General features: G+C 31.6%; 28 protein-coding genes. 4 read left to right on the top strand and 24 right to left on the bottom strand.

All coding sequences use genetic code 11. The annotated features are described in order from the left end of the window. The first annotated feature begins 43 nt into the window (after positions 1–43). Entirely contained in the window at positions 44–1171 is a 1128-nt protein-coding gene (locus tag DG435_RS06150) for an AraC family transcriptional regulator (RefSeq protein WP_106793340.1), read from the top strand. Positions 1172–1212: 41 nt separating this feature from the next. On the opposite strand, the gene DG435_RS06145 is transcribed toward DG435_RS06150, so the two are convergent. The 6 genes from DG435_RS06145 to DG435_RS06120 form a co-directional block, all read right to left on the bottom strand. Next, positions 1213–2205: a Gfo/Idh/MocA family protein gene (locus tag DG435_RS06145; protein ID WP_106793341.1), complete on the bottom strand. Its 993-nt coding sequence runs from the start codon at positions 2203–2205 to the stop codon at positions 1213–1215. After that, positions 2198–2494, bottom strand: a complete 297-nt coding sequence (locus DG435_RS06140) for a SemiSWEET family transporter (protein WP_106793342.1) — start codon at positions 2492–2494, stop codon at positions 2198–2200. The genes DG435_RS06145 and DG435_RS06140 overlap by 8 nt, the downstream gene beginning before the upstream one ends. Position 2495: 1 nt before the next feature. Continuing rightward, the gene (locus DG435_RS06135) at positions 2496–3065 is read right to left on the bottom strand and encodes a sugar O-acetyltransferase (protein WP_106793343.1); all 570 of its coding nucleotides are present in this window, start codon (positions 3063–3065) and stop codon (positions 2496–2498) included. 68 nt (positions 3066–3133) lie between these two features. Continuing rightward, entirely contained in the window at positions 3134–3709 is a 576-nt protein-coding gene (locus DG435_RS06130) for a Crp/Fnr family transcriptional regulator (protein WP_199852707.1), read from the bottom strand. Positions 3710–3887: 178 nt separating this feature from the next. Beyond that, positions 3888–4574 (bottom strand): LytTR family DNA-binding domain-containing protein, encoded by a 687-nt coding sequence (locus DG435_RS06125; protein ID WP_106793344.1) that lies wholly within the window; start codon positions 4572–4574, stop codon positions 3888–3890. After that, positions 4571–5647 carry a sensor histidine kinase gene (locus tag DG435_RS06120; protein ID WP_106793345.1) on the bottom strand — a complete coding sequence of 359 codons (1077 nt, stop codon included), beginning with the start codon at positions 5645–5647 and terminating at the stop codon, positions 4571–4573. The genes DG435_RS06125 and DG435_RS06120 overlap by 4 nt, the downstream gene beginning before the upstream one ends. Positions 5648–5855: 208 nt before the next feature. On the opposite strand from DG435_RS06120, the gene DG435_RS06115 reads away from it, so the two are divergent. Further along, positions 5856–7295, top strand: coding sequence for a serine hydrolase (locus DG435_RS06115; RefSeq protein WP_159025639.1), 1440 nt, complete (start codon positions 5856–5858; stop codon positions 7293–7295). A gap of 143 nt (positions 7296–7438) precedes the next feature. On the opposite strand, the gene DG435_RS06110 is transcribed toward DG435_RS06115, so the two are convergent. The 18 genes from DG435_RS06110 to DG435_RS06025 all read right to left on the bottom strand — a co-directional run bounded on the left by DG435_RS06110 (position 7439) and on the right by DG435_RS06025 (position 20419). After that, a complete protein-coding gene (locus tag DG435_RS06110; RefSeq protein ID WP_106793347.1) occupies positions 7439–8158 on the bottom strand; it encodes a VOC family protein in 720 nt (239 codons plus the stop codon). Between the two features lie 18 nt (positions 8159–8176). Beyond that, a complete protein-coding gene (locus DG435_RS06105) occupies positions 8177–9070 on the bottom strand; it encodes a sterol desaturase family protein (protein WP_106793348.1) in 894 nt (297 codons plus the stop codon). A gap of 2 nt (positions 9071–9072) precedes the next feature. Beyond that, positions 9073–9600 carry a hypothetical protein gene (locus DG435_RS06100; RefSeq protein WP_106793349.1) on the bottom strand — a complete coding sequence of 176 codons (528 nt, stop codon included), beginning with the start codon at positions 9598–9600 and terminating at the stop codon, positions 9073–9075. Between the two features lie 65 nt (positions 9601–9665). Beyond that, positions 9666–10232 (bottom strand): Crp/Fnr family transcriptional regulator, encoded by a 567-nt coding sequence (locus DG435_RS06095; protein WP_106793350.1) that lies wholly within the window; start codon positions 10230–10232, stop codon positions 9666–9668. Between the two features lie 190 nt (positions 10233–10422). Next, positions 10423–10848: a cupin domain-containing protein gene (locus DG435_RS06090; RefSeq protein WP_106793351.1), complete on the bottom strand. Its 426-nt coding sequence runs from the start codon at positions 10846–10848 to the stop codon at positions 10423–10425. A gap of 87 nt (positions 10849–10935) precedes the next feature. Continuing rightward, the gene (locus tag DG435_RS06085) at positions 10936–11337 is read right to left on the bottom strand and encodes a hypothetical protein (RefSeq protein WP_106793352.1); all 402 of its coding nucleotides are present in this window, start codon (positions 11335–11337) and stop codon (positions 10936–10938) included. Positions 11338–11540: 203 nt separating this feature from the next. Beyond that, positions 11541–12269: a hypothetical protein gene (locus DG435_RS06080; RefSeq protein WP_106793353.1), complete on the bottom strand. Its 729-nt coding sequence runs from the start codon at positions 12267–12269 to the stop codon at positions 11541–11543. 145 nt (positions 12270–12414) lie between these two features. Beyond that, on the bottom strand, positions 12415–12855 hold the full coding sequence (locus tag DG435_RS06075) for a hypothetical protein (RefSeq protein WP_106793354.1): 441 nt from the start codon (positions 12853–12855) through the stop codon (positions 12415–12417). Between the two features lie 65 nt (positions 12856–12920). Next, on the bottom strand, positions 12921–13646 hold the full coding sequence (locus DG435_RS06070) for a DUF2071 domain-containing protein (RefSeq protein WP_106793355.1): 726 nt from the start codon (positions 13644–13646) through the stop codon (positions 12921–12923). 73 nt (positions 13647–13719) lie between these two features. Then, on the bottom strand, positions 13720–14097 hold the full coding sequence (locus DG435_RS06065) for a DUF2200 domain-containing protein (RefSeq protein WP_106793356.1): 378 nt from the start codon (positions 14095–14097) through the stop codon (positions 13720–13722). A 175-nt stretch (positions 14098–14272) separates the two neighbouring features. Next, positions 14273–14974, bottom strand: a complete 702-nt coding sequence (locus tag DG435_RS06060) for a suppressor of fused domain protein (protein ID WP_106793357.1) — start codon at positions 14972–14974, stop codon at positions 14273–14275. 133 nt (positions 14975–15107) lie between these two features. Continuing rightward, positions 15108–15656 carry an AAA family ATPase gene (locus DG435_RS06055; RefSeq protein ID WP_106793358.1) on the bottom strand — a complete coding sequence of 183 codons (549 nt, stop codon included), beginning with the start codon at positions 15654–15656 and terminating at the stop codon, positions 15108–15110. Further along, the gene (locus DG435_RS06050; RefSeq protein WP_108840570.1) at positions 15653–16294 is read right to left on the bottom strand and encodes a hypothetical protein; all 642 of its coding nucleotides are present in this window, start codon (positions 16292–16294) and stop codon (positions 15653–15655) included. The genes DG435_RS06055 and DG435_RS06050 overlap by 4 nt, the downstream gene beginning before the upstream one ends. A 77-nt stretch (positions 16295–16371) precedes the next feature. Then, complete coding sequence (locus DG435_RS06045) at positions 16372–16932, bottom strand: Crp/Fnr family transcriptional regulator (protein ID WP_106793495.1); 561 nt, start codon at positions 16930–16932, stop codon at positions 16372–16374. 195 nt (positions 16933–17127) lie between these two features. After that, positions 17128–17706 carry a cysteine hydrolase family protein gene (locus DG435_RS06040; protein ID WP_106793494.1) on the bottom strand — a complete coding sequence of 193 codons (579 nt, stop codon included), beginning with the start codon at positions 17704–17706 and terminating at the stop codon, positions 17128–17130. After that, positions 17706–18395 (bottom strand): DUF2490 domain-containing protein, encoded by a 690-nt coding sequence (locus DG435_RS06035; protein ID WP_106793492.1) that lies wholly within the window; start codon positions 18393–18395, stop codon positions 17706–17708. The genes DG435_RS06040 and DG435_RS06035 overlap by 1 nt, the downstream gene beginning before the upstream one ends. Positions 18396–18725: 330 nt before the next feature. Next, positions 18726–19439, bottom strand: coding sequence for a LytTR family DNA-binding domain-containing protein (locus tag DG435_RS06030; RefSeq protein ID WP_106793490.1), 714 nt, complete (start codon positions 19437–19439; stop codon positions 18726–18728). Continuing rightward, on the bottom strand, positions 19436–20419 hold the full coding sequence (locus tag DG435_RS06025) for a sensor histidine kinase (protein WP_159025644.1): 984 nt from the start codon (positions 20417–20419) through the stop codon (positions 19436–19438). Before DG435_RS06025 ends, DG435_RS06030 begins: the two co-directional genes overlap by 4 nt. A 262-nt stretch (positions 20420–20681) precedes the next feature. On the opposite strand from DG435_RS06025, the gene DG435_RS06020 reads away from it, so the two are divergent. Further along, on the top strand, positions 20682–21971 hold the full coding sequence (locus DG435_RS06020; protein WP_106793488.1) for a hypothetical protein: 1290 nt from the start codon (positions 20682–20684) through the stop codon (positions 21969–21971). Between the two features lie 149 nt (positions 21972–22120). After that, complete coding sequence (locus tag DG435_RS06015; RefSeq protein ID WP_106793486.1) at positions 22121–22957, top strand: DUF5694 domain-containing protein; 837 nt, start codon at positions 22121–22123, stop codon at positions 22955–22957. Positions 22958–23059 lie beyond the last annotated feature (102 nt).

The following is a 23059-nucleotide window of genomic DNA, read 5'->3' as shown; positions in this document are numbered from 1 at the left end:
TAATTCAGTTTTTCATTTAATTAAGTAGTACTATTTTTATGATATGAATAGTATAGAGTCTTTTGCATTTGGAGTTACTTTTCTATTAGGAGGAGTAATTCTCGTTGGTAGTTTTGTTGTTTTGGTTATTTTAAAAAGCACTTCACTTAAACAATCGAGATATTTTCTGGCGATAGCTCTTTTTGGTCTCATACAACATTTGTTTACCTATTTATTATTTACGACTCAACTGATCAAGCAATGGCCGCATATGTTGGGGATTGGATATCCATTGTTATTTTTGGTAGGCCCCTGTTTTTATTTATTTGTAAAGAGTTATGGAGATTCTTCTTTTAGATTAAAGAAAAGAGATAGTATTCATGTTTTGCCTTTTTTAATGATGTTATTACTTCTTTTTCCCAGATATTTAGGGAGTTCCGAAGAAAAGCAAGAAATTATACAATACTATTATGATATTTTACCCGGTGGTGCAGTAGCCTTTTCTGATTGGTTACAAGCAAGTTTACATTTGATTTTATTGTTGATCTATGCGTTGGCAACCTTAGTAATGATATATAAAAAAGATAAAAAGAATAGTATATTATTGAAACGATTTGGTGTATTGTTAACGATTTTAGCTTTTACTGAAATCGTATTGCAAACAGGCTTTTTACTTACAGGAGCTTCAGCAATAACTGCAGAGATTATTCTTTCTGGATTAATGTCAATAACTATATTATTACTAGGATATTGGATTGTGGATATAAAACAAATTCTCCCTGTGTTGGAAGGGAAAAAATATAAAACATCACCATTATCTGAAATGCGATCGCTGGAGATACAACAACAAATACAGACATTTTTTGAAAATGAAGATTGGTATCTAATATCTAACTTCAAAATTGCAGATTTGTCAAAAACTATTGATGTACCATCCCACCATATCTCACAGGTATTGAGTGAGAAAATGAGTTCTAACTTTTATGAAATTATTAATCATCATCGTATTAAGAAGGCTAAAAAAATGCTGCAATCGGGAGCACTACAGAAAATATCCGTTCAGGCTATTGGAGAAGAGTGCGGGTTTAGTAGTAAAACCAGTTTTTACAGAGCGTTTAAAAAAGTAACTTCGATGACTCCAACAGAATATCTTAATAAAGATGTTAAGAAACACGATGCTACTACAAATTAATTTTTTAATTACTTCAGAAGATTAAAAAAGAAATATGAATATTACCCAGATATCATGCTTTTTACCACGGCCCAGTTCCCGGTATCTTTAGACTCTTCAGAAGCCATTCCTATAGCTTGTAATTCTGCAACCAGATGTGCATTTGCAAAACTCGGATTTCCACTTTCTACAGCATTTAAAAAATGAGTTATCGATTCTCTCATTCCGGGCCAGTCTGCATAAGGTTGTAATGCAGGGAAATGTTCTGCTAAAGACCTTTCTTTAGTTCTTAATTTTAGTTCTCCCGTTAAAATATCTATTTGGATATCTCCTTTACTTCCAATAATCTCTATTGTAATTACCAGTTTATCTACACTATCTATATTAACTTTTAGTTCACCCCAAATACCGTTATAATCAAAAAGACCAGTACTTCGGCTTTGTCGTCTTCCATTGGTTCCATGGCCATCCATAATAAGAACACGTTTTGGTATAGCATTTAGTAAAATATTAAGAACATGAACATACCAGAGTGATAAGCGATTGATATTTGTTGTATCCTGATCGGGTTCAGGTCCCCAATTAGACCTTAAATCAATACTCACAGTTTGTATTTTTCCAATAACTTCATTTTTTATAAGCTTAGCTGCTTCTGCTATAACAGGAATAAGTCCTAATTCTAGATCGGCATGTGTAATTTGTGGAGCATTTACCAACTTTTCCAGTACTTTTGGTATCAAATCTCTGGTATGACCAATAGGAGGTTCATAAAAAATAGCCTTACCAGAATCTAATGCTTCCATTACAATTTTACCATGTAAAGCATCAGGAACTGCAATCATTATGGCATCGATCGAGGGCGAATTTAATAAGTCTTCATAATTACTATATACATCAATCGTATTTCCAAATTGTGATTTGATAGCTGCGATTGTACCATCACTTTTTGCAGAAATGGCAACAATATCTGCTCTTCCGTCATATGTAAGAGCTGGTATATAAGCATCTTTGACCCAATTGCCGTAGCCTATGATCCCTATCTTTATTTTAGACATACTTATTTTTTTTATTTTTCTTAAACACTATGATACATAAACCTATTTGTAAGAATAATGCAAGACTATTGGTTGTCCATAAAGCAATTGCTTCAAACCGAAGTCCATAGATGGCCCAAAATGAATACACAAATAACCAACCCATAACATAACCTGGTGAAAGACTACTCGACTGCTTTGATTTATATTCTTTAATAATTTGAATGGCAGTTATAACGCAAACAAAAAAACCAATAGAAAAACCGATGATTTCAAATATTGATTCTGGTATAGATTGTAAAAAGTTCATTTTATATGGTTTTTATAATTGCACATGGATTTCCGAAAGCTAATGTGTTATCAGGAATGTCTTTGGTTACTACAGAACCTGCTCCTATGGTAACATTATTACCGATAGTAACTCCAGGTAATATCACACTGTTTCCACCAATCCATACATTATCTCCTATATGTACAGGGCTTGTTAATGTAGTAAAGGGAGCATTACCGGATTTTTGTATTCTATCAGAGGCTTTTACAGGATGTTTTGCCGTATATATCTGAACAAAAGGCGCAATTAGCCCGTTTTTTCCAATGGTTATTGTATTATCATCGATAAACATACAATTGGTGTTTATTACTGTGTTTTCTCCCACAGAAATATGTACTCCATAATCACAAAAAAAAGGTGGTTCGATCCATGCACCATCTCCAATACGGCCTAATAAATCTGATAGTGTTTGTTTTTTACCTTCAGTATCAGTAGAATCCAGAGTATTATATGCCTGCATTAATTTTCTAGCTTTATGATACATTTTGATTAATTCGGGATCCCTGGTATCATAGGACTCACCAGCCAGCATTTTTTCTTTTTCGGTCATATGCATGTTTTCTTAAGTTAAATAACGACCGTACAAAATTAGCTTTGTTTGAGAAGAATATTTTTTACCTATGTTAAAAAATGTTGTTTAGCTCTTAATCTACTTAAAGTAACTTGAGTAACTCCCAGAAAAGAAGCGATATAGCCTAGCTTTACACGTTTAAATAAATCAAATTTCTCTTTAGTAAAAGTATTATAACGTTCTTTGGCAGACTGTGTAGCCAATGCAATATGACGTAATTCGAGATCGAGAAATGCTTTTTGATGTGCTATTCTGGACCAATTCGCAATTTCAATATTGGTTTTGTATAATAAGTTTAATTCATGTACAGGAATAGCATATATAATAGAATCTTCTAATAAATCCACACATTCGAATCCCGGTTTATTTTCATAACAGCTTAACATAGAAAAAGCTAATTCTCCTTCTTTACTAAACCATGTCGTAGCCTCTTCTCCATCAATAATACAATAAGAACGAGTCAACCCTTTTTCTATGAAATAGTAATTCTTGTCTACAACCCCGCTTTTAATGAGTACATGCTTTTTAGGAAGATGTAGTTTTGTCATCTTACTTGTTAAAGATGCTATAGAAACATCGCTTACTGCATACATACTTTTTATACTAGATATAATTTTTTCCACGTCTTAAGGTATAGTTCTTATTTCCAAAAGTAAGAATTTAGTATTACCTCTTATCTTATTTTGTACAATAAAGGAATTCTATATACCTCTTTTATAGTTTTAAACTAAAGAAACTTCTATAAAAGATCTTGAATTGTTAAAGAGTTAGAGATGAAGGAATATCAATGATGATTTATATCTATGTAGACTTTACATAGTTTTGAAAAGCTACTTTATAGGATTGCCCGATTGATAATTTAGTACTGTTAATTGTTACCGAGTTAGAATCAAAAGCCGAAATATGACTTACATTAATAATAGTTGATTTATGAATCTGTATAAACCCTTTTCCTAGTTCATCCAGAGCATTTTTAATCGATTGCCTGGCCAGAATATTTTTATCTTTAGTAATGTAACTTATATAATTACCATCTTTTTGAAGATATAAAATATCATCGATATTGGTTTTAAATTGTTGTTGACCACTTTTTATATAAATGATACCATTAGCTATTTTTTGTGGTTCTGGTTCTTCAATAGTGTCCTTAATCTTAAGTACAGCTTTAAGAAAACGTTCAAACGAAATGGGTTTTAATAAATAATCAGTAACCTGATATTCATAACTCTCTACTGCATATTCAGAATATGCTGTTGTTAATATAATTTTAGGAGGGTTTTCTAATGTTTTTATAAAAGATATGCCAGATAATTGAGGCATATTGATATCTAGAAATATTAAATCTACATCACATTCTTTTAAAAACACCAATGCTTCGATAGGGTTTCTAAAACTACGAATGCATTCTACAAAAGATAACTTTTTGATATAACCTTGTAATAACTCTATAGCATTAGGTTCATCATCTATAATTACAGCGGTAATCATATAGTAAGATTAATTTTTAATAGTACATAAAAGATATGCTCATCATCTTTGATATCCAAATTATATTGATTTGGATAGATTAGATTTAAGCGTTTTTTTACATTTTCTAAACCGATACCAGAGTATTTTTTTTCGAATTCGGTTTTTTTAAGGTGATGTTTTGAGTTTTTAACTTCAAAATGTAGTAGGTTATCTTTAAACTCGAGTTTGATATGAATAAAAGATTTGGTCTGGATATCAAGACCATGTTTAAACGCATTCTCGACAAATGGAATTAATAGTGTAGGTGCGATTTTTGGATCTTCATCATTTGTTTCTGTAATCAATGAAATTTCAAAAGGATCTTCTGTACTATATTTTAATTTTTGAAGCGCAATGTAGTTTTCTATAAATTCAATTTCTTTGGAAAGTAAAACTTGTTCTGCTTGAGTATCATAAATCATAAATCGCAACAGATCCGACAGTTTTGTTATCCCCGAAGAAGTCTCTGCATTTTCTGAACGTTCTGATATCGCTAATAAGTTGTTTAATGCATTAAACATAAAGTGAGGATTGATCTGCGATTGCATCAATTGTAATTCGGCACTTATCTTTTCTTTTTCTAAAGCTTGTTGATGCGTTTCCATTTTTAGTTGATGTCTTACCATTCCATAGACCACTGCAGCAATAATAAAAAAGAGATTATAAAATATAAAAAATCGTATCATGATAGTATGAAACGTCGTATTCTGAAGGTATACAACTCCCAACTCAATTAACAGAAGATCGGCTAGACCTAAAAGAAGTAAACTAGAAAAAACCAGGTACTTTTTAGACGAATAGTATCTTGGAGTTAAGTAAAAAGTAACGATATAAAAGAAAGGAATAATACTAATCATTCCTATAAAATTTGGGAGAATAAAAATCCCCATTTCTATAGTTTCCTGTACAACAACTCCATCTACATCTTCTACTGTATTTTCAACTATCCCTACCTCTGTGGTTAATAATAAAATAGCAACAGCGGCAACCCAGAATAGAATATTCAGGAACACCTCAATCCATCGTTGTAAAGTTATTTGTGGTATGCTCACAATTCAAAAGTATAGATAATTGTTGAATCGTTTTTGTAAAAGTGCTGTACTCTCGATTTTTGGTACAAAACAAAAGGATTATGGTAGGAATACAATTAATAACTTGGATTTTGACATAGATAACTTAGTTTTTACCTAAGTAACATTTTGTTGTAAACTATTGATAACCATTTTAATATTGGTATTCAAAATCATTAAAAAAGAACAGATGAAACATGTATTTAAAATAATAATATTGGTAAGCCTTCTACTATCTTGTAAAGAAGAACCAACAGTAGCACAGGAAATAGTTAGTAATGCTACTGTAACCAATAAAGAGAAACTATCAAATTACCTGAATGAATTAGAAAAATCAGGATTTTCTGGAAGTGTTTTGGTAGCCCAAAAAGGAAAAGTCCTGTTGGAAAAAGGATATGGATATTCTAATCGTGAAAACAAAATCAAAAGTACCTCAGAAACTGTTTTCGATATAGGTTCGATAACCAAACAATTTACGGGGGCTGCTATTTTAAAATTAGAAATGCAGGGAAAATTATCCGTAGAAGACAAACTCTCTAAATATATCTCTAACATACCCGATGATAAAAAGGATATCACATTGCATCAGTTACTTACACATTCTTCTGGATTTCAATCAGCAATAGGAGATGATTATGAAAATATTTCTACTCAAGAATTTATAAAAGAAGCTTTTAAAAGAAAATTGCTATTTAAACCAGGAACCAAGTTTACATATTCTAATGTGGGGTATAGTTTCTTAGGTATTATCATTGAGGAAGTTTCGGGAATATCTTACGAAGAGTATTTAATGAAACATTTGTGGAAACCTTCTGGGATGCATCAAACCGGGTATAAAAAACCTTTGTTTAAAGATATAGCAGTTGGATATCGCAAGAATAAACATTGGGGAAAGCCTATAGATAAAAAATGGGGTGTAGATGGGCCATACTGGCACTTAAAAGCAAATGGAGGAGTACTATCTACCACACAAGATATGTATAAATGGCACCAGGCAATGCTAGGAGATAAAATTCTGGATGCTACAGCAAAAACCAAGTACTATGGTAAACATATTGAAGAAGGAGAGGGGGCAGGATCATATTATGGATATGGATGGGCTATTTTCCCTACACCTCGTAATACCGAATTGATTGCTCATAATGGAGGTAATGGTATTTTCTTTGCCGATATGTGGCGTTATCTTGATGAAGATATCACCATTATTATGATGACCAATGCGGTAGACCGAAAATTCGAAAATATTGCTTCTCAGATTGCAGGGATACTTTTAAAACCTGATTTCAACCCTACTGTTAAAGAACAATCAAAAGGAGCAATAAGAGGAGAAATGGCAGATCAATTAGTAAATGAATTTATGAAAATAGTAAACCAAAATAATCAAAATACCTGGAAGTCTTTTATGGAAAATAGAATGACACCTACATTCAAAAATTCTTTTTCTATAGAGAAACATGTAGCAATGTTTAAACAATTGCATGAAGATCTTAATGGAGGAAAGATCGTACAAATTGCGGTAAATGAGAATGAAGTAGTTCTAGGTGTTGAAACTAAAAACGGGGTAGAACAGATTCTATTCGATGTTACTCCTAATGCTAAAGGAGAATTAAGGATAGAAGGTATACGATAAGAATATAATGTCCTTTTCTAATATCCTAAATTTCTTATCATACCAAGCCTGTCGAAGTAGTTCTATGTTTGTATTATCAAATGCCTTCGATAGGTTTGGTTTTGATAATTAGAAGGTTAGTTACTAACCGTTATCAATAATTTTTAAATCTCTTTAAGATAGAAAAAGGCTTCATTAGAGTTATCTGTAAACAGAATACGGTTTCCTTCACTTATGATTTGATTTCCACCATTTTCCAAAACTTGATTTTTGGTTTTGTATAAATCTTCTACACCAAACGTACATATCCAATATTTGTATTTTTCCATATATGTGCCTAATACTTCTACTATATCAGCAATATGTTCATGTTTGTCATTTAGGACATTATAATAGCCTTTTTCATTTTTTATGATTTTCCAATTAAAAACCCCTTGATAAAATGGAATAATTTTACTTGAGTCAAAAACGTGCAGTTCATTCCAAATGATCGTGTTTGCTGTCTTCTCTGTACGCACATTTTTTAGTTTATCACCTTGGTATATCGTGAAACCAGCTCCTTGCGGGTCTCGAATTAAAGCAATCTTGCCAAAGTTTTTTATTTCGTAATCGATTTCTATAATTTCACCAAACATTTTGGCTTTGTTAATAGTTTCGTCAACACATGCCACTTTAATATATGTCATCCAAAAATGAGGCATACGCATTTGTTTGAATTTTTCTGGTGTTTCATATAGACCAACAACTTCGATAGTACCTAAAAAAGCAGTGTAATAATTATCCCTTTTGTAATATTTCCATCGAAAAACGTTTTCATAGAAAGGAATTGTTTTTTCAGGTGAATAGGTAGATAAATCTGCAAAAAAGGGATTGTTTGATATCATATATAGACTATTCAATGGTTAAACTTTTCCCTGCTCTTTAGGTATCCAATCTGGCGGCTTTATAAAGGCTAGTAACTTATTTTTAAAGCCTTTAATTTGTGTTAGCTTTTTAAAGAAACGTACAATACCATGAAAGAAAACCTTGATAGGATTTACACTGTTTAACGGTTCTGAAATTCCGTAAACTACTTTTTCTTTTTCTGGTTCAAATGTACCAAGCATTCTATCCCACAAAATAAAAATTCCTGCATAGTTTTTGTCCCAATACTGCCGGTTTGAACCATGATGTACCCTGTGATGCGAAGGTGTATTAAATATATACTCTACAGGCTTGACTAATTTGCCAACTATTTCGGTATGTAATAACGTCTGAAATACTTGTACAAATACTTCTGATAATAATACTAAAATTGGATCAAAACCTAATAGTACAAGCGGTAGTGAAAACAAAATGGGAAGAATCGCATCAAAAGGGCCAAAGCGATAAGCTACAGACATATTAAAATGTGGTGAACTATGATGTACGGTGTGTGTTGCCCAGCCAATACCAATACGGTGCATCATACGATGTTCCCAATAATAGGCGAAATCGGCTAAAATAACACAGGATATAATAGTTGCCCAATTAAGTTCCAGATGTGGTAAACTAAAGTTTTGGTAAATCCAAAAATAAAGTTTGGTAACTGCTAAAATACCAAGGATAATTTCAATTATAAAAAATGCTCCGAATGTAATTACATTGGCTATACTATCTAAAATTAGATCTTTATTTAACTGTTTTTGATATGCATAGCGTATCAATTCTAAAATGAAAAACGGTATGATTACGTATAGTAAGCTTAAATCATTTAATATATAGAACCAATATTCAAGATCGATCCAGTTGATTTTTTTTGATAAAAACTCAATCATGATTATTGCTTTTTCCAGATTTCTATACCGTCATAACCATAAGAATCATAGCTCAATTTAAAGGTGCTATTATCTAACATATCAATGTTACATTCTACATCGTATTTCTCACCTTTATACATAACTAAATATTGACCTTTACCTTGGTATCCATCAAATGATTTAATAACTAAGGTTTTAATGCTTTCTGCCTTTTGACTATTTCCGTTTTCATCCTGATATTTCAAAATGTAAGCGTTAAACATATTATCTTCTTTCTTTATTTCATATACAATAGCACCTTTAAACTCTTTGCTGTTATAAGTTACTTTCCATTTACCAATGATATAATCAGTTTCTAAGTTTATTATGCTTCTTTCTGATTTCGATTCTCGTTTATGCTTTTTGGTAGTAGTATCGGACAAAACTTTATTTTCTGATTTGCTGAACTTCTTTGTGTTTTTTTGAGATGCATAGGTTACCAAATGAGCGCTACCTGCGATAAGAATGATCAAGAATAAACTCCTAACCAACAACGTTGAATTTTTCATAATTTTTTTATTTATTACAAATATCTGATAGGTAATTATTCCTTTTTTTGATCTACATCAAAAAATCACTTTTGAGCACGTAATCTACTCAATGTTTCCTGCGAAATACCTAAAAAAGAAGCAATGTACCCCAGTTTTACTCTCAATTCAATATCAGGAAAGTATGAAAGTAACAATTGATATTTCTCTTTGGCCGTTAGAAAAGCCCAGCCTTTAGAAAACTCATCTAGGAAGGTTAGCATTTCTTCAGCGAGTAATCTAGCAAAATTACCGAAAGCAGGGAAGTCAGCTATTAGTTTTTGATAATTGCCAAAACTAATTTGATATAAAACACAATCTTCTAAGCATTCTATTTCTTCAAAACTTTGTTTTTGAGCATAAAAGCTGTACCAAGATGTAATGAATTGATTTTCTATATAGAACCATGAAGATATTTGTTTACCATCATGATGATGATAATAGCTGTGTAGAATCCCTTTTTCTATGAAATATAGGTTATTGGCTTTATTGCCATGTATCAATATTTTATCTCCTTTTATTACCTTATTCAGTTCAAAGTCATTTAAAATTCTTTGTTGCAATTCAGGGTCTAAAAAACAGCGGTTACTTATTTCTTGAAGTAGATTTTGCATTTTTAATTTTGAGGTTGGTAAAGTTTGTAGAAAACGTCTCTTGTCTATTGCGTTCGCTTTCTGCCTCTGGCAGATGCATATGCAATATACAAATTGTTGTAAAGCGTTGTATATTAATTCCTTTTATAAAATAGAAAAACCTTTACTACTCATTGGTTTACAGGTTATCATTTGTAATGATATTTTGTAACTAGTTTTCATCTTTAATAATAGTAATTGGCGTTCCCTCAACCCCAGCATAGAAGACAATTATCTCAGCAGGTTCAGTACCATTATTTTCGCCATAATGCCAGGTATTTACTAATTCTACAATTGGATCACCAGCTTTTAGATATAAAGTGTCATTATTTTCACTTATTACGGTTAATTCTCCTTTTAATAAAACACCTGCATTAATTTCTGAATGCTTATGAGTTTCTAATCTTGTTTTTGGTGGAATAGTTATTTTTAAAATGGTTACTTTAGGATTTCCCTCCAGGTATTTTGGGAGTGGCGTACCATTCCAACTCTTAGATGTTTCGACCAACGTAATGACCTTAGTTTTACTGTTTTTTTTTGAGCTGCATGATAATAGCAGAATCAATGCAAAATATAATAGAATATTTAGTGTTTTCATTTCTTAGGTTGGTTACTGTGTTAAATACTAGGTTCTGGTGTCACTCAGCTGCTATGATATCATACTTGGTGCCTGGCATACGTTTTTTTAATTCCAAATAGAATTTCCTGTCCGTAGTTTCCATATTGTATTATTGTCTACGAGTTTTAGAGAAGAATTGTTTAGGATTTCAAAAACAATATCATTTTGAAATCCCAATGTGTTTGATGATGAATGTATTACTACTTTACCATTCTCGATTTTATAATTGAAAGAATACTTTATGTCTGTAAATATTATTTCTACATTTTCGGTATCGATAAAACTTAATTCTTGATGGCAGTTTACAAAAAAATTAGGATCAGTTTGAGCATCTATACATTCTTGTTCGGTTTCAAAAAAAAGATGGTCAAAAGTTTTCCCGATAAATTCGGTATTCTGGGAATCATCATCATTTGAACAGCTTAAAAGCAATACTCCAAAAATTGATAGTAAAAAGTATTTTCCCATTTTCGTTTTTTATATAGATTCCTTTTTTAAGAATAGGTTGCGTTTAAGTGTATGATAATGATTTCCCGGTAAAATGCGTTTTAATGCAGTTTAGGTTTTGTTAGAATTAGATTTCTTTGATCAAATTATGTTTTTTATATCTATGAATTTTTAAATTGAATAACTTTTTTACTTTCCTTTAAGGATAGTGATTTAGTCTTTTATCACAGCAATTGTAATGAACTCATCTCGATCTTTTCCATACGCGCATAAAAAATTTGTTCATTTATATGCAAAAGATTAATCAGGTTCAATGCTATAAACACCGCAATTCCAGTAGACTCCTTTACATTATCACCAAATTCTACCTGCAACCCGATATTATCAGTCTCATCATCATTTGATATTCCTTGAGGATCCTTCCACGTTCCAGCTGCATCCATTTCTGTTACTGCCTTTAGGAAAAACAGTGAATCTGATTTATCTCGAGGTAACATCATGGTTAAAATCTCTTCCTGTCCACGTGTTAAATTAACATTAATATCTTCATCACCATATAAAATGGCATAGAGCATGTCTCGTGCTTCCTCGAGGAGAGCTTCTCCTTTTGTAGATCTTTGTCGAGATTCAATAGCAGCCATCCCCATGTGCGGTGGATTGGCAAGGAGACCTGATTCCTCCAGATTCTCTCTCCGAATTTTTCGATACTTATCAATAAAGTCTTTCACAGATTGATCATCATAGCCTTTTTTACTAATTCGAGCCAAGCGCCTCCTCATATTTTCAAGATTTTCCTTTTGCGCATGCAAACTGTGACGCTCACAAGTCAGGTAAATAATCTGATCAATAAGCCAACCTTTATCTTTCTGCTTCAACTCTGAACGAATTTTTGCCTCAAGCTCAGGAAATAAATCATCTTGCGCCTTTTTAATAATACTACTTATATTGTCCATCGACTTAGTTTTTTTTAAATTATTGCTAGCGATTCAGCTATGATTTCGTTGAGGAACCTCTCAAGGGTTATTCCACCGAAATCCAACCTTTTGGTTATTACTTCTATTTTGATGTGGCATAAAACCATAAGAACGATATCTATTGTTAGCCACTGGTTTTACGATTCTTTTTTATTAGCCCATAAATTATATTAATCGGAAAAATGATTTGTGCTAAAATCATGAGGAGTATTATTATTGTTATGACTAAAGTGAGATTATTATTGAATTTATATTCTATTATTTCTTTCTGATAAAGTTGAGCAAAAATCGGCACTAATATAATGCCACCAAAAGTGAGTACAATGTGAGCCCAATTTAGCCATTTTGAAAGTCTTCTATTCACTTTTTGCATTACCCAATATCCAAACCCTATTATTCCAAAAAGAATAGAAATCAACGTAGCCAAATAAAAATAGTCAATTAGATAATAAGTATCGTGAATATTTATATCGAATATTGCGCCTCTGCTCAAAAATCCAATTAACATTATTATCGGAATTGTAAGTAAAAAAATCAGATGTGGTTTTTTTAATAGTTGGTTCATTTCTTGACTTATGGCTAAGGATTAATATATAGCAGATTATGTTTCGTTAGGATAGCTATATTTTGTTATATGGTATTAGTGGTTTTTATTTTTTTCAATCCAATCCATTCGTGTTCAATATCCCTCATCAAAAGTGCATTATCAAATTTCAGAGAACCTTTTGGGAAAATGTTTTGATTCTCAAAAAAACTAGATTTAACCTCTTTTACATCTAATAGAGATACTTTCCAGTTATATGCTTTGAGTTTTAACCCGTCAAAGTCATTTTTGTCTGGAGAATATCCAATTGAACCATTCTCGAAAAAATCAGAAACACATTTCAAGTTTTCAAATACACTTTTTTTATTCCAGTTGTTAGTTTCTCTTGCCACAATTGATAAAGAGGTTTTGTCATCACTAATAAACGCCACATTATAATTTCCATCAGATTCACTAACAGTAAATTCTGCAATGTGATGAATTCCAGGAAAAATTGTTCCTCCTGCCAAAGAGTTTAATTTCGAAGAGGTATCTCTTCTTGGAATATATACACCTTCTTTTAATTTCCCGTCTTCTATCCATTCAACCGCAATTCTGTGAGCTCCGTTTTCCGAGGAAATTCCAATTTGTTTTGGTAATCCTTTAGGTCTAATTTCTTTTAGTCTTATTAAGCATATTCCAGCAATGCCTTTTCCATTAACCAGCTTAGGTTTAAATGGTTTTGGTAAATAGTTTTCCAAAACTTCTTTGTCAACTTGATAGTTGATAAGAATTCGTCTGTCAATTATTCCTTTTATTTTCGGTATTTTCATCTTTTGGTAATCACCACTAACGTTCCGGGTAAACTGCATTGAAATGCAATTTAGGTTTTATTAGCACCAGTTTCTACTTTTTTTCTTCACGCAAAATTTTCTCTATTTTACGACCTCTTGCCAATTCATCAATCAGCTTCTCCATACGTCTACATTGTTTATACAATTCAAATTTATCCTCTATTTCTTCAATTCGATAACCACAAACGACTCCTTTAATCAAGTGTGCGTTTGGAGTTATTTTAGCTTTTTGAAAAAATGTTCTAAAAGTTGCTTTTTCATCAATAAGTGCTTGTAAAGCATCTTGATCAAAACCAGTAAACCATTTAATTACTTGGTTGAGTTCTTCTTTTGTTCTACCATTTTTTACCAATCTATTCAGGTAAAGTGGATAAATGGATGCAAAAATCATATTGGCAACCTTTTCATTTTTTTCGGCCGTAACTTTCATTTTTATTTGATTTTGAATTGATTAGTGCTAACGGTCTAGTATAACCATAAGTTAAGGGTTAAATTAGCGATTATTTTCGGATTAAATACTGACTTTAGCAATTCCAAGTGAATTTAGGCGTAGTCGAATCCGCCGTAATTGCGGATATACATTGTTAGGCACTGGCTTTTTATTTTCAATTCCCAATAATTTTGTTCCAAAACGATTTCTTTGGGATTAGATTCTTCCTGTTCAAATCCAAAACTTCTTTTCCGTTTGACTTAATCAATAAGTTCAACAACTTATTATATCCATTTTCTATTTTGTATTCCATTTCATTTTTATAAAGTGGAAGAACATTGTAAATATTTATTTTTCTACCGTCTTTTTTAATTTCCGTAAAATCCTTACCAAAAGTCACAGACGGAAGAATTAAAGCTCCAACAAATTCAGTTTCATTACTGTAAGGTGTCATATCTTCTTTTGCTTGTATTGTATGTCCAATTCCAATCCAAGTATCGTAAAAGTGAGGAAATTTAGCTGTTTGTTTTAGAATCGAAATAATCCAATCATTTTTGTTTTCGCCAGAGTAAACTTGCTCAAATTCAATTTCTTTTGGAATTAGCATCATTAATTCGGCAAATTCTAATTTAGTTGGGTTTTCTGCTTGTTCCGACACGTTCATTTTTAAAGTACTCATTCCAGAAGTCAGAAGAATATTGAATTGAGCATTTTCTGGTTTAATGAAATAAACATCAAGATGTAAATCCAATGTCGGGATTTCGTGAAAGACAGTTATTAGATTTTCATCGAAAAACTTGTCCAAATGTTCATCAATCCATTCAGCATGTTCGTGGTAATGTTTTTTGTCTGAGAATGGATTTTTGTATTCGGTCATTTGTTTTTCAGCTTGTGTCTAACGTTTTGTGTATGATTTCGTTGCATGTTTTAGCAACTAATTTAGCAAATACAAATCAAATAGAAAATCTGTAAGAATTTTCATTAATAAGCTTGCACTAGCAATTAATTTTCTACGTTGTTGCTAGTAGTTTTATTTCAGTTAATACTTTTTCCACATTGTAGTTCAATTCAACTTCTCCATTTAACCTCAATATTTTACAATCCAGCATTTCAATCCAATTGTTATGAACTTTTAAAGAACGACCATCAAAGTTTGGATTTTCATATTGGTTTGCCCATTCCAAGAATGCTTTTGAGTTCTGCTGGATTTTTTTGTCAGTCTGAAGTTTCTCTCCATAACGTTCGGTTTCACGAATTTTTAGTCGTTCCATCCGTGCGGTATTTTCCAATCGGATAAAAATGGCTAAATCAAACGCAGATTCCCATTCTTTTCCCCAACTTACCATTGAACCACTAACTACCACGTTTGTAAAATTGTTGAAATCCACTTTCAGATTTTCGTTCCGTTTAGTCAACGGTATTTTTTCTTGAAAAGGTGGATTGGTTTTTTTCCAGTAATAATCGTCAACATCCAAGTGCTTAAAATCAGTCCTTTTCTTGATTTCATTTCCTAAAGTTGTTGTTCCTGAACCAGATGCTCCAAATATCAATAATTTCATTTGCTAGGTTTGTGTTTTATTAAATGTACACCGCTAGATAAAATCCAAGCAGCAATACTAAAAGTGAAAATTCTAAAGCCTGTTAAACTCGTAAATACAAATCCCGTTAATCCTCCAATGATTGCGAAGAGTGTAATGAAAATACCCAAAAATCCAATCCACTTTGGAAATTTATCTTCAATTAATACTATAACGGAATATACAAGTATTGCAATACAGCAAGCGATAATAAAAATATAATCTAGCGGAATATTAATTGAAAAACTGAAGTTGGTAATTGGTTTCAATATTTCCAAATTGTCATTTAATCTATTTGAATATTGATTGAGGAAATAGGGTAAAACGAGCCCGTTAAATAGAGCTGCGAGCATTGCAGCAATTAATCCAAATGAGATGATGATAAAAGCCAGAATAGAAAGTCTCCATTTATCTAAAAGACAAATTGTAAGTCCATAAAAACCAAATAAAATAATAGGTAGACTAAATATTGCTAATGAGTGAGCAATCATAATTGTTTTAGAAATTTTAATAATATGCTCAATACTGCCACCACTTGGATGTAACACCATTGTTATAATAATTAATAGCGCTCCAGAAATAAGTGAGATGCCTGTACTCTTGCAAAAATGATTTTTCATTGAATTGATATTTAGTATGAAAGACAAATATCAACGGTTCAAAGAAAACTATCACTTGATTGAAATCAAGAAATAAATCACTTAATTCTTTTTCTTACTCTACTCAACGTTTCTGGTGTAATTTTCAGATAAGATGCTATTATTTTTTGAGGGAACTTATGAATAAGCTTAGGTTTACTTTTAAGTAGATAATTATATTTTTCATCAGGCGTATTGTTATTATCAAAAAAATCAATTCGTGATGTTGACTCTTCTAATATTTTACCCATTTGAAGAAAGCTTTGTGATAATCCAATTAATTTGTGCATAGACTCTATTGAAAGTTCATAGACAGAACTCTCTTCGAATGCTTGAATCGAATACTTGGATGGTGTTCTGGAAGTAAAACTTTTATGGCTTATTACCCAATCATTAGAAACGTAAAGGTCAATAAAATTTTTATCGAGGTCTGAGTCAATATTATATTGATAAAGACTACCAGAAATCACAAAGTAAACTGATGAGCAAGTATCACCTTTTTTTAATAAAAAATCATCTTTTTCAAGTTTTCTATATTGAAGCTCTTGCCTGAGAAGTAAAGACTCTTTTTCTGAAAATTCTCCAGCTCTCTTAAGAAGTTCCAAAATTGATTCATCCATTAGTTCAATTATTTCTCGAAGTTGATTTTTTAAATTATCAGCAATAAGTAAATAAAGTTACCGTAGTAACTATATTTCTTTTATATGAGTAGCTAAATTAATAAATCTTTTATGGTTTTAGCCTTTTCTATGTCTGCTAATCAGGCTACTAGTGATATGCTTATTTTCAAGATCATGTTTAGATACAATTTTGATCTAAGTATGAGATACTTGATCTAAAAGTTTTTGTGTTGATACAATTGTAGCAAATTCATCTTTTAGACTAGCTATTGCCGTATCATGAATTAATTGTGCATCGTAGTTTTGGCCATTAGCACCTACTTTATTAAAAGTGGCAACAGCATCTTCTATCAAATAGGTTTTAAATCCAAAATTACCAGCCATTCTGGTAGTGGTAGATACACAATGATCTGTGGTTAATCCTATAATAACCAGAGTATCTATATTTTTTTGTTCTAATTGTTCTTTAAGATTGGTACCTATAAAAGCACTATTCACATCCTTTTCGATAACAGGCTCATTTACTAGCGGAGTATTAAAATCCATAAATTCATTACCTATATTGCCTTTAGCCAGAGGAGAATTTGAAGTAGTAGAACAATGTTTGATGTGAAATATAGGAAGATCATGTGTTCTCCAAAACACCAGGAGCTTTTCCATATTGGTTTCTGCATCAGGATTGTTACGTTCTCCACCCCAATGTGCTATATTTTCAAATCCTTTTTGGATATCTATAAGTAATAATGCCGGGTTATTATCTTTTGAAATCTGCATTAGTTTTTTTCCTTTTTTCTAAAATCAGTATTATAGATCACTCCTAACTGTAATCGATCATAATTAACGCCGGTAAAATGATTTTTTAGATATCCCAGCTGTATGCTAAAATTAGATTTTACATTATACCCTACAGCGCCGTATAATCTGTTTTGACCAAAAATTGGTTCTTGAAGATTGATAAATACTTCATCATAGGCATTTAGAAACCATTTTTGATTAATTGGGTAAGTGAGTTGTAAACGATACCGTGCTCTATGCTCGGTGAAATCATCATTCTGTGTGCTGATAAATCGTTGCTCGAGACGGTATCGATGCTCGAATTTAAATTTTCCTACAGTATTCTTCAAAATAAACTGCTCAAAGATTCGATGCTCATTTGTGTTTTCTTCACCAGGAGTATCCTCAAATGTACCATCGGTACTAATAAATCCATATCCTAAGGTAGCTATCGCTTTATCGCTGATATGATAATTCAATCCTGTTCTTAGTAATAATTGATTAAAACTTGAAGTAACCTCATAAAAGCGAAACTGTGCTTCAGAATGAATACTAAGTTTATCACTTACACGATTTGTTCCAAAATACATGTACCAGGCTCCTAACTCATTTTCACCGTTATCCTGGGCATTAGAAAAATTAATTGCAGAAAGTAATACTAAGAAGAGAAAGAGATTTTTTGTGTTCATAATTTAGAATACGTTTTGAATTTTTCCCAAAATTAATAAAGTAATTCTATTGAAAACTTAATTTAATGTGAAAACCAACACAAATTTAAAATAAACTAATATCCTTTAACTCGTTGTGCATTTTAAAACTAATACTATAAAAAAGCGTCAATTCGAGTGGTTTTTCATAGTGAAACGAAGAAAAATTGTATTTCGGAAAGCTCAGCAAGACTATCGAGAATAACTTTTTTGATCCCAAATTCTATTCTCGATACACTTCTTCCTATGATCGAAGAACTTGAATTAACGAATTTGGAATTCAAAAACATCAAAATGTACAATGGATATCCTTTATAACTTTCTTTTGCTAATCATTTCAAAAAAAGCTTTGCGATAGGTATCACTTATTGGTAATGTCTTATCATGAATATAGACATGCAGAGAATCTGTCTTGATAATGTGATTGATTGAAACAATGTATGATTTATGAACCTTAATAAAGGTAGTAGAAGGGAGGGTGCTTTCTATATGTTTTAAGGTACTGTATGTAATGATTTGATTATTTGATAAATGAACAGCGACATAATTTTTTAGTCCTTCTATATATAAGATATCATTTAGATATACTTTTTCATAATTGTTTTTACCATCGGTTTTTATAAATACGTATTCTTTTGTAGATACATTATTAGAAGAGAACTCTTCTTTTTGCTTTACCTTGAGAACAGCTTGGTAAAAACGATCGAATTCAAAAGGTTTTAATAAATAATCCACTGCATTTAGATCATATCCTTCTATAGCAAATTGTGGGTAAGCTGTAGTAAAAATAATCTGTACTTTATCTTTGATGATTTTTGATAATTGAATACCAGATAAATCCGGCATCTGAATATCCAAAAAAACTAAATCAATAGCATCACTTTCAATATGTTTTAGTGCTTCCAGAGCTTTTGTGGTACTAGCAACACACTCTAAAAAAGATATTTTTTCTACATAATTTTCTAACAAACGTATCGCTGGCGGTTCATCATCTACAATAAGACAACGCAATGATGATATATTCATAGTGGTATTTTTAAATAAGCTTCAAAATAAGGTTTTTCTTCTTTACGGTATAGTATGAAATCATTTTTAAAAAGAGCGGTTAACCTTTTTTGAATACTTGAATATCCTATTCCTTGCTCTACATATTTCTCTGAAGTAGAAATTTTGTTTTTAGTACTGATTTCAATAGCACTCGGAAGGATGGTTATTGTAATATTTGCCTTAGCAGATTTGTCATTAACGATCCCATGTTTAAACACATTTTCTATAAAATGAATCAATAGCATGGCGGGCACCTCCTGATCTGTGACACTTCCATTTACCTGGTAGTCTACTGCCAGATTATCCTCATAACGTTTTTGAAAAAAGTAAATATAATCAGCAATAAACTTAAGATCCTTTTTTAAAAGTATTTTATCCTGCTGAGTCTCATAAGTCACAAAACGTAACAAATCCGAAAGTCTATGAATGTCTGCCGCGATTTTAGGCTGACTCTCTATAAGTAATTCTGAGTAAAAACTGTTAAGTGTATTAAAAAGGAAATGCGGTCCTAATTGTGATTTAAGCAAGCTCAATTCTGCTTTTTTATTTTCAATTTTTAATTGATGAATCGCTTCTTTATGATCTACGAATCGAAAGAAAAGATATATAGCAGTACTAAACAACAAACTTTTTGAGGCATAGTATGAGTTATCAAATACATAGTACCCAAAATGACGAAAATTATCTCCATAATTATGCAACCCGGTAATAGAATAGAGTAGTACTTCTTCTAGCAAATAGCGAATACCCGCATATAGAAACACCAATAGAATTATACCGAGACAGTATGGTACAATACGCTTTCGCGAAAGCATAAGTGGGCATAATACTTTATAATTAATCACATAAATACTAAAGAAGGTGATATACATTGTTATTCCAAACAAGTATATAGGGTAATCAAAATATTCTGCCCAACTACTTTTTTGCTTGTAGATATAATCTCCATATAAATCCATTATAATAATTAATATGCCAAGCAGTGTGTGGTACCTCCAACGGTATTTGAATACGATCATAATTCAAAAATAGTATTTTGAATATTCAATTTATACGTTCCTGGTTACAATGCTCTTTTTCTTTATACAAAACCAGTAAACCATACAACCAAATATCAAATAGTTCTTTTATCCCTCTTTTGTCCGGTAGATATCAGGATAGGTGTAAATCTGTTATTTGTTAAGCCCGTATCGTTTTTTTTTGCTTTAAAACCGAAGAATAATGAAATCATTTATTGCACTTAGTATTATAATCCTATTCTTTTCTTGTAAAGAGAAACCCATGGATAGTGTTGAGGTCAAAATTGAGAAGACGAATCCGGCACCTGTTATAGATGCATCGTATATCGCTACAAAAACTAGATATTTTACAATTACAGATACGGCTATTGCTGGAGAAGGCCGTGCAATGCTGGAACGTATTATTTCTAAATCGCAGTTTGTGATGTTTGGTGAACGCCATGGTTCAAAAGCTACTTCGCAATTGATTACAAGACTCATCCCAATGTTACATAAAGCAGGATTTAATCACACTGCTTTTGAAGTTGGCCCGTACTCAGCAAAAAAATTGATAGCACTTAGTACACCGCCATCAGCCACAGTAGAGAATCTTAAAGAGTTTACTACACAATACGCTCTTGAAGAAGCTCATGAGATCCCAATCCCTTTCTTTGATGGTCTTGAGGATGCTTATTTTCTAAAAGCTATTCGCGATCGTGATATGAATATCTGGGGACTTGATCAAGAATACTACTCGTCTACATTATATTTTATGGATGAGCTACTCACTTTTGTTACCGATAGTCCTGACTATGAAATCATCAAATCAGAAAAAGAACAAGCTTCAAAAATAATTGCCTCTTGGTATGCAAAAGATAATGTACCAGGTGCAGAAATTAAGCTTTTTGACGAAATCCAAAAAGAGCCTGTAGTGCAACAGTATTTAAATCACTTTCGCGGAAATAAGAATACCAAAAAGATAGTTGAAGATTTAGAAATTAGTTGGGATATTTATACGCGTTGGCGAGAAGATTCACATGCAGACCGAATAAGTTATATGCGTAATAATTTTTTAACCCAGTATAAAAAAGCATCACTAACAGAGTCAAATCCTAAAGTATTTCTAAAATTCGGAAATCTACACGCTTCAAAAATTTTAACTAATGGTTGTTATGACCTGGGAGATCTAGTTACTCAACTTGCTGAAGAAGGAGGAAGTAAAGCCACTATCATAAATACATGGCACCGTTATTATAGTAACGAAAAAGGAGAAGAACAAGATTACTTAGAAAAATACGCTTCTTACTATAAACGTCTTCGAGATTTTATGATCCTGGCAAAACGGGATCAATGGACTATCATTGATTTAGAAGCGATACGTAGTGATATTCAAGAAGGACGTATAACATTACCAGTAAATGGTGATTACCATAAGATTAAGAGTTTAATTGATGGTTATGATTATCAACTCATTCTACCCTTAGATAAGAGAGTAACACCAAATAAAAATTAGTACAAACCAGAGTTCGACGTAAGAAAATGACGTCAATCCGAGTGATCTGATACTTCGACAAGCTCAGTAGGACTATCGAGAATAGTTATTTTCTTACGTTGAGCTCTGGTTACAACACACCTATTTAATAATTTTAAAATAATACTATTATGCGTAACCTCATTTCAATTTTAATTACTGTATTCACTATCTGTTTACCTTGTAATGCTCAAGATCAAAAACCTGTTATTAGTATTTTGGGTATGATACATTTACATAACCCCGGAGCCGATGAAGTAAATATGGATATGGGTAATATTCATTCTGATAAAAGACAGGCAGAATTAAAAGAACTTATTGATTTGATTGCTAAGTTTAAACCAACCAAGATTGCTATAGAATCGTCATTAGGGGAGACCTTATGGAGCCAGATTTATTATACCAAGTATCTAAATGGAGTATTAGAAAAAGAAATAAGTGAAGATGATAAATGGAGGATGTCTAGCGAAACTGTTCAAATAGCTTACCCTTTAGCAAAACAAATGGGGCATGATAAACTATATCCCATAGATGCACATACAGAATTTGATACAGCTCCTGTTATTGCTTATGCAAAACAAAATAATCAGGAAATACAATTAGCAGAATTTAAAAAACTGATTGGTAGTATGCAAAATGATATGAAATCTATATCCAAAGGCTCTGTTTTAGACATTATAAAATTTGCTAATTCTAATGACTTTGATAAAAATTACAATCAAACGTTTTATCTAAAGCATCTGGTTTCTTTTGGCAAGGAAGGTAATTATATAGGTACCGATGTGGTTTCAAAATGGTATGATAGAAATTTAAAGATCTTTACTAACCTTAACAGAATTGTTGAACCAACAGATAGAGTTTTGGTCATTTATGGTGCCGGGCATAAAGATATCCTGGTTGACCTTATTAAAGATAGAGCAGATTGGGAGTATTATGCTGTCAATAAATTACTACATCACAAAAAATAACATGCTTCACAAAGGGTTTACCATACACAAAGAAGGTATAAATTATAATAATTAGTGCAATTTGCAAATAATGCTTAGTAACCTTTTTGGGTAGGTATTAAG

Origin of the sequence: Aquimarina sp. Aq78 (assembly GCF_900299525.1) — a bacterium.
Taxonomy (GTDB): Bacteria; Bacteroidota; Bacteroidia; order Flavobacteriales; family Flavobacteriaceae; genus Aquimarina.
Note: the sequence above shows the minus strand (reverse complement) of the source record. Positions and strands in the feature narration are given on the sequence as shown.

Coding starts and splice junctions, on each gene's coding strand:
- DG435_RS06150 (WP_106793340.1), top strand. CDS start 44: ATGAATAGTATAGAGTCTTTTGCATTTGGAGTTACTTTTCTATTAGGA.
- DG435_RS06145 (WP_106793341.1), bottom strand. CDS start 2,205: ATGTCTAAAATAAAGATAGGGATCATAGGCTACGGCAATTGGGTCAAA.
- DG435_RS06140 (WP_106793342.1), bottom strand. CDS start 2,494: ATGAACTTTTTACAATCTATACCAGAATCAATATTTGAAATCATCGGT.
- DG435_RS06135 (WP_106793343.1), bottom strand. CDS start 3,065: ATGACCGAAAAAGAAAAAATGCTGGCTGGTGAGTCCTATGATACCAGG.
- DG435_RS06125 (WP_106793344.1), bottom strand. CDS start 4,574: ATGATTACCGCTGTAATTATAGATGATGAACCTAATGCTATAGAGTTA.
- DG435_RS06115 (WP_159025639.1), top strand. CDS start 5,856: ATGAAACATGTATTTAAAATAATAATATTGGTAAGCCTTCTACTATCT.
- DG435_RS06110 (WP_106793347.1), bottom strand. CDS start 8,158: ATGATATCAAACAATCCCTTTTTTGCAGATTTATCTACCTATTCACCT.
- DG435_RS06105 (WP_106793348.1), bottom strand. CDS start 9,070: ATGATTGAGTTTTTATCAAAAAAAATCAACTGGATCGATCTTGAATAT.
- DG435_RS06100 (WP_106793349.1), bottom strand. CDS start 9,600: ATGAAAAATTCAACGTTGTTGGTTAGGAGTTTATTCTTGATCATTCTT.
- DG435_RS06095 (WP_106793350.1), bottom strand. CDS start 10,232: ATGCAAAATCTACTTCAAGAAATAAGTAACCGCTGTTTTTTAGACCCT.
- DG435_RS06090 (WP_106793351.1), bottom strand. CDS start 10,848: ATGAAAACACTAAATATTCTATTATATTTTGCATTGATTCTGCTATTA.
- DG435_RS06085 (WP_106793352.1), bottom strand. CDS start 11,337: ATGGGAAAATACTTTTTACTATCAATTTTTGGAGTATTGCTTTTAAGC.
- DG435_RS06080 (WP_106793353.1), bottom strand. CDS start 12,269: ATGGACAATATAAGTAGTATTATTAAAAAGGCGCAAGATGATTTATTT.
- DG435_RS06075 (WP_106793354.1), bottom strand. CDS start 12,855: ATGAACCAACTATTAAAAAAACCACATCTGATTTTTTTACTTACAATT.
- DG435_RS06070 (WP_106793355.1), bottom strand. CDS start 13,646: ATGAAAATACCGAAAATAAAAGGAATAATTGACAGACGAATTCTTATC.
- DG435_RS06065 (WP_106793356.1), bottom strand. CDS start 14,097: ATGAAAGTTACGGCCGAAAAAAATGAAAAGGTTGCCAATATGATTTTT.
- DG435_RS06060 (WP_106793357.1), bottom strand. CDS start 14,974: ATGACCGAATACAAAAATCCATTCTCAGACAAAAAACATTACCACGAA.
- DG435_RS06055 (WP_106793358.1), bottom strand. CDS start 15,656: ATGAAATTATTGATATTTGGAGCATCTGGTTCAGGAACAACAACTTTA.
- DG435_RS06050 (WP_108840570.1), bottom strand. CDS start 16,294: ATGAAAAATCATTTTTGCAAGAGTACAGGCATCTCACTTATTTCTGGA.
- DG435_RS06045 (WP_106793495.1), bottom strand. CDS start 16,932: ATGGATGAATCAATTTTGGAACTTCTTAAGAGAGCTGGAGAATTTTCA.
- DG435_RS06040 (WP_106793494.1), bottom strand. CDS start 17,706: ATGCAGATTTCAAAAGATAATAACCCGGCATTATTACTTATAGATATC.
- DG435_RS06035 (WP_106793492.1), bottom strand. CDS start 18,395: ATGAACACAAAAAATCTCTTTCTCTTCTTAGTATTACTTTCTGCAATT.
- DG435_RS06030 (WP_106793490.1), bottom strand. CDS start 19,439: ATGAATATATCATCATTGCGTTGTCTTATTGTAGATGATGAACCGCCA.
- DG435_RS06025 (WP_159025644.1), bottom strand. CDS start 20,419: ATGGATTTATATGGAGATTATATCTACAAGCAAAAAAGTAGTTGGGCA.
- DG435_RS06020 (WP_106793488.1), top strand. CDS start 20,682: ATGAAATCATTTATTGCACTTAGTATTATAATCCTATTCTTTTCTTGT.
- DG435_RS06015 (WP_106793486.1), top strand. CDS start 22,121: ATGCGTAACCTCATTTCAATTTTAATTACTGTATTCACTATCTGTTTA.